Annotated in this window: 1 protein-coding gene; it reads left to right on the forward strand. The window is 70.5% G+C overall.

What is annotated here, in order from left to right; translation table 11 throughout:
• Positions 1-740 (forward strand): NsdA family TPR-like regulatory protein (locus tag B7L92_RS39020; protein WP_497592137.1); only part of this gene is annotated, 740 nt, incomplete at both ends.

A 740-nucleotide genomic window follows, 5' to 3' on the forward strand; every position in this document is an offset into this window, starting at 1 on the left:
GACCGGGCCTCGGCCCTCCATGTGAGCGAGCACGACCTGGCCGCCCACCAACTTCAGGACGCGGTCGAGTCGCACTTGGACGCGATCACCGCCGTACTGCCTCGCGCCGGCGCACACGAGCGCGAACTGACCATCGCCGCCGGAGAAACGGCCGCACTGGCGGGCTGGGTCGCCTGGGACCTCGGCGACCATCGCCGGGCACGCGCCTTCTACGAGGTGACCAAGGACTGCGCCGATGTCGCCGGACACCTCCCTCTTCGCGCCCTCGCCCTCGCCTACGCCAGCTACGGAGCCAGCACCCCCGAGAAGGCCATGCGGCTCCTCGCCCAAGCCGCCCAGGACGTCCGGGGCTTCGGCAACGCCACCGCCGCGGCCTGGATCCACGGCCGTTACTCGGAGGAAGCCGCGAACCTCGGGGACGACACCGAGGCACTACGCGCACTGGACCGAGCCCACATCGCGTACGACTTCGCCGACCACACCGCCGAGCAGGCGTGGGTCCAGTTCATGACCCCGTACCGCCTCGACTCCCTCTCGCTATCCGTGTACGGACAACTCGGCCGACAGGAACTGACCGAGACCGCCGACAACGCGGTACGACGCCTCGGCGAGTCCCTGCCGGGTTCGGGAGTCGTCGTCCTGGGCGACCTGGCCGCTGCCCTGCTGCGCGGCGGAGACATCGACCAAGGCGTCTACGTGTCACGGCAGTTCGTCGCCGCAGCGGACGCCCGCCCCAACAC

The organism is Streptomyces viridosporus (assembly GCF_002078235.1).
Taxonomy (GTDB): domain Bacteria; phylum Actinomycetota; class Actinomycetes; order Streptomycetales; family Streptomycetaceae; genus Streptomyces; species Streptomyces viridosporus.